This is a genomic window from Actinomycetota bacterium (genome assembly GCA_019347575.1).
Lineage (GTDB): Bacteria > Actinomycetota > Nitriliruptoria > Nitriliruptorales > Nitriliruptoraceae > JAHWKY01.
Window position 1 is genome coordinate 1 of record JAHWKY010000086.1, and the last position, 4,989, is coordinate 4,989.

5 protein-coding genes are annotated in these 4,989 nt (G+C 69.1%); 4 read left to right on the top strand and 1 reads right to left on the bottom strand.

The features are described from left to right. Positions 1–105: 105 nt before the first annotated feature. The 4 genes from tilS (at position 106) to folE (ending at position 4,085) form a co-directional block, all read left to right on the top strand. On the top strand, positions 106–522 hold the full coding sequence (gene tilS / locus KY469_22275; GenBank protein MBW3665820.1) for a tRNA lysidine(34) synthetase TilS: 417 nt from the start codon (positions 106–108) through the stop codon (positions 520–522). A gap of 32 nt (positions 523–554) precedes the next feature. Beyond that, positions 555–1,121 (top strand): hypoxanthine phosphoribosyltransferase, encoded by a 567-nt coding sequence (gene hpt / locus KY469_22280; GenBank protein MBW3665821.1) that lies wholly within the window; start codon positions 555–557, stop codon positions 1,119–1,121. 97 nt (positions 1,122–1,218) lie between these two features. Continuing rightward, positions 1,219–3,387: an ATP-dependent zinc metalloprotease FtsH gene (gene ftsH / locus KY469_22285; protein ID MBW3665822.1), complete on the top strand. Its 2,169-nt coding sequence runs from the start codon at positions 1,219–1,221 to the stop codon at positions 3,385–3,387. Positions 3,388–3,437: 50 nt separating this feature from the next. Next, positions 3,438–4,085, top strand: a complete 648-nt coding sequence (gene folE, locus KY469_22290; protein ID MBW3665823.1) for a GTP cyclohydrolase I FolE — start codon at positions 3,438–3,440, stop codon at positions 4,083–4,085. A gap of 65 nt (positions 4,086–4,150) precedes the next feature. Here the strand turns inward: folE and KY469_22295 are convergent, their stop codons facing one another. Continuing rightward, positions 4,151–4,885, bottom strand: a complete 735-nt coding sequence (locus KY469_22295) for a hypothetical protein (protein ID MBW3665824.1) — start codon at positions 4,883–4,885, stop codon at positions 4,151–4,153. Between the last annotated feature and the right edge of the window lie 104 nt (positions 4,886–4,989).

Here is a 4,989-nt window from a genome sequence, read left to right on the forward strand (position 1 = left end):
GTCACGTGTGGCGGCGGCTGGCTCGCTGCGGCCCCCGCCGATGTGCGCCGCCCCGACCCCGTCCCGCTGCCGGTACCGGGCGCGGCACGGTGGTCGGTCGGGGCGATCGTCGCCTCGGCGGAAGGCGAGGCGGGGAGCCCGGTCGTCCAGGCCCAGCTGCCCCTGCCCCTGGCCGACCGGTGGGTCCCGCCCCGGGTTCCCATCGATCCCGCGCTGCTGCCTCCAGGCGCGGACACCCAGCTGGGTCAGGTCGTGCTCGGCGACGTCGGAGGTGGTCTGCTCGTGCGGTCCCGCACCCCCGGCGACCGGCTCCGCACCGAGGCGGGCACCCGCAAGCTCCAGGACCTGCTGGTCGATGCCGGGGTGCCTCGTGCCGTGCGCGACCTCGTCCCCGTCGTCGCCATCGGTGATCGCATCCTGTGGGTGCCGGGGATCGCGGTCGACGCCGAGGCTGCACGTGCGGGGCGGGAGGATCCCGACCTGCACCTGGCGGTGCTGACGGACGCGAACCTCGGCGACTAGCCTCACGCACTCGCGGACCCTCGAGGTTGCCCATGTTCGGTGTCGACGCGCTCGCCCCGGAACTGGCGCGGCACATCGACGAGGTCCTGATCACGGGCGACGAGATCGACGCGAAGCTCGCCGACATCGCCAAGCAGCTCGACGAGGCCTACGAGGGCAAGCAGGTGCTGCTCGTCGGGGTCCTCAAGGGCGCCTTCGTGCTCATGGCTGACCTCGCCCGCCACCTCACCGTGGCCGCGAGCGTCGACTTCATGGCGGTTTCGAGCTACGGCAGCTCGACCCGGACGTCCGGGGTGGTGCGCATCCTCAAGGACCTCGACACCGACATAGAGGACCGCCACGTCGTGCTCGTCGAGGACATCGTCGACTCCGGGCTGACGCTGGACTACCTCGTCAAGAACCTGCGGGCACGCAAGCCCGCCACCCTCGAGGTGCTCGCGCTGCTGACCAAGCCGTCCACCCGGCGCATGCCGGTCGAGATCAGGTACCGCGGCTTCGAGGTCCCCGACGTCTTCGTCGTCGGCTACGGCCTCGACTACGCCGAGCGCTACCGCAACCTGCCCTTCATCGCGACGCTCAAAGAAGAGGCCTACAGGTAGCGTTCGGCCTTCCCGGAAACCATCGCATCCGGTGGTTTCCCAAGTGCACCGGAAACCACCGGATGCGCTGGTTTCCAAGTGCACCGGGAACCACCGGATGCGCGGGTTTCCGGGAAGGCGCCCGCGGGTGAGCGGCGGAGCGCCGTCGCGGGGTCCTGGTAGCCTGGGTGCCCCGCGCGACCGTCCCCGAGGGGATCCGTCGTCCGGGGAACCGTTGGGGGCCTGGAGGTGTTCGTTCCTCTACCGAGCATCCCCTCCCCGCGCCGAAGGTGGTCCGTTGAAGTCACAGCGTCTGTTCCGAGGTCCGTTCCTCTGGATCCTCGTCCTCCTCGTCGCGCTCTACGCGACGATCAGCCTCGTGAGCAGTGCCTCGGCGCCCCGGGACCTCACGTTCACCGAGTTCCTCGACGAGGCACGGGCGGGCAACGTCGCCGAGATGACCATCGGCAACCGCAGCAACGCCGTGACAGGCGAGCTCAAGGCCGAGAGCGGCGGTGACCCCGAGCCCTTCACCACGGCGATCACTCCCGAGATCCACGACGAGATCCTCGCCCCACTGATCGCCGACGGGACCCTGCCACAGACCTCTGACCCCGAGCAGGGATCAGCGCTGCTGAACTTCCTGTTCCAGATGCTGCCGTTCGCGCTGATCTTCCTGCTGTTCTTCTTCCTCATGCAGCAGATGCAGGGTGGCGGCGGCCGCGTCATGCAGTTCGGCAAGGCCAAGGCGAAGCTGGTCAACAAGGACTCACCCAAGGTCACCTTCACCGATGTCGCCGGGGTCGACGAGGCGATCGAGGAGCTGCGCGAGATCAAGGAGTTCCTCGAGAACCCGTCCAAGTTCCAGGCGATGGGTGCCAAGATCCCCAAGGGCGTGCTCCTCTACGGCCCGCCCGGTACCGGCAAGACCCTCCTCGCCCGTGCCGTCGCCGGCGAGGCCGGCGTGCCCTTCTTCTCGATCTCCGGCTCTGACTTCGTCGAGATGTTCGTCGGTGTGGGCGCATCGCGAGTTCGCGATCTCTTCGAGCAGGCGAAGGCGAACGCCCCGGCGATCATCTTCGTTGACGAGATCGACGCGGTCGGGCGTCACCGGGGCGCCGGTCTCGGCGGTGGGCACGACGAGCGCGAGCAGACCCTCAACCAGCTGCTGGTCGAGATGGACGGCTTCGACGCGCGCGTCGGCGTCATCCTGATCGCGGCGACCAACCGCCCCGACATCCTCGATCCCGCCCTGCTGCGCCCCGGCCGCTTCGACCGCCAGATCGTCGTCGACCGGCCCGATCTCGTCGGACGCGAGGCGATCCTGCAGGTCCACACGCGCGGCAAGCCGCTGTCAGGCGAGATCGACCTCAACGTCCTGGCCCGTCAGACCCCCGGCTTCACCGGGGCGGACCTCGCGAACATGGTGAACGAGGCGGCGCTGCTCTCGGCGCGCTTCGGCAAGAAGGAGATCACCATGCTCGAGCTCGAGGAGGCCATCGAGCGCGTGATCGCCGGTCCGGAGCGCAAGACGCGGCTGATGAACGAGAAGGAGAAGAAGATCGTCGCCTACCACGAGGCTGGGCACGCCATCGTGGGGCACGCCCTTCCCAACGCCGACCCGGTGCACAAGATCTCGATCATCCCCCGTGGCCGCGCGCTCGGCTTCACGATGCAGCTGCCCACCGAGGACAAGTACCTCGTCGCCCGGGGCGAGCTGATCGACCGGCTCGCCGTGATGCTCGGTGGCCGCGTCGCGGAGGAGATCAAGGTCGGCGACATCACGACCGGTGCGGGCGACGACATCCAGCGGGCCACGGCGACCGCCAAGGAGATGGTCACCCAGTACGGCATGAGCGAGAAGCTCGGTCCGATGGTGCTCGGTCAGAAGGACTCGCAGCCGTTCCTCGGCCGCGACTTCGGCCACACCGCCGACTACTCCAGCGAGGTCGCGTTCCAGATCGACCTCGAGATCCGTGGCCTGATCGACGAGGCACACGACGAGGCCCTCGAGGTCCTCGTCGAGAACGACGAGGTGCTCGAGAGCCTCGCTAACCGCCTCCTCGAGATCGAGACCGTCGACGGCAAGGAACTCGGCAAGATCTTCGAGGCCATCAAGCAGCGCCCCAGCCGCGCCATCACGGCTCCACACGGCAAGTCCGCCAGCGCCATCCTCAAGTCGCTGCGACGCAACGGCGACACCAGCACCAACGGCACCACCAGCGGGAACGGCGCCAAGGGCACGCGTAAGAAGTCCACCACCCGGTCACGTTCGAAGAAGACGTGACCCGACGCGATGAGGTGGCGCGCGACGAAGCCGTGACGCGCGAGGAGGTCGTGACGCGCGACCAGCAGCTCGTCTCCGCCGATCTCGTCCGCCACGTGACCGGCGCGAACGCGCGCGCGGTGTTCGATCACGACAAGATCCGCACCGCCGTCCGCATGCTGTTCGAGGCCATCGGCGAGGACCCCGACCGCGAGGGACTGCGCGACACGCCCGACCGCGTCGCCCGCGAGTTCGACGAGATCTTCGCCGGGCTGCTCGTCGACCCACGCGACATCGTGAGCGTCGTCTTCGACGAGGGCCACGACGAGATGGTGATGCAGCGCGACATCCCGTTCGCCTCGATGTGCGAGCACCACCTGCTGCCGTTCGTCGGCAGGGCCCACGTCGCGTACATCCCCAACGACAAGGGCCAGATCACCGGCCTGTCCAAGCTCGCCCGCCTCGTCGACGTGCTCGCCAAGCGCCCCAACCTCCAGGAGCGGATGACCACGCGCATCGCGGACGTCCTCGTGGAGGTCCTCGAACCGCGGGGCGTGATGGTGGTCCTCGAGGCGCGCCACTTCTGCATGGAGATGCGGGGCGTGCGCAAGCCGGGTGCGGACACGGTCACCTCGACCGTCCGCGGCATCTTCCGCGACGACCCGCGGACCCGCGCCGAGGCCATGACCCTCCTCAGCGCCCACCACCGCTCGATGTAGGGGCTCAAGACGAGGCCTGGGCATGGGTGTGAGCCCCACCACGGTGGGGCTCATGAGGCAGGGGGCTAGATACCCGGGTCCTTGCCGCTGCGGGGACGGTCGTTAGGTCGCGTGAGTCGTCGGGTCGCGGTTCGTGCGCGACGGCCACTCGGTTGCGACGCCCCTTCTCGGAAACCCTCGTCGCTCGGTGGTTTCCGAAGTGCAACGGAAACCACCGAAGACGTGGGTTTCCGGGGAGCTGCGCCGAGGACTGAGCGGCTACCCACCGCGGGTGCGGGGCGTTCGGAGCCGGCGGGGTCCCAGGGGATGGCGTGGTCCAGATCGCACTGACGCGCCGAGCGTCTGCAGTTGGGCTCGAGACACTCGGGGTGCAGCGCGAGGGAGGCTTCGCGGAGCCAACCGGGAGGAACGCGGGTCTTGCGGCCGACGCCGACGGCGCGGCCGGTGTCCTCGGTCACGATCAAGCGCAGCGCGGCCCCGCCCTCGTCGACCAGCCGGCGCAGCGCGGCGTTGGTGATCCGGATCCGTCCCCCGGTCAGGGTGGTGAGCAGTTCCCCGGGGCCGTGGGTGAGTCCGATCAGGTCCTGCAGCGTCGTGGTCGCGAGCACCAACGGCTGAGCCGGCTTGACCTTGCACCCGGCCACGCCACCGTCGCCCTCGCCACCGTCGCCCTCGCCACCGTCGCCACCGCCGTCGTCGTCGTCGCCGTCGCCGTCATCGGAGTCGTGCTGGTCGGGGCCATCATCGTCGTCACGGTCACCGGGGCCGTGGCCGGCGAGCGACTCGCGGAAGATGTCCACCAGCGCGTCGCCACCTCACTGCGACGGCCACCCAGTTGCGATGGCTGTCTCTCGGAAACCAGCGCATCCGGTGGTTTCCGAAGTGCAAGGGAAACCACCGGATG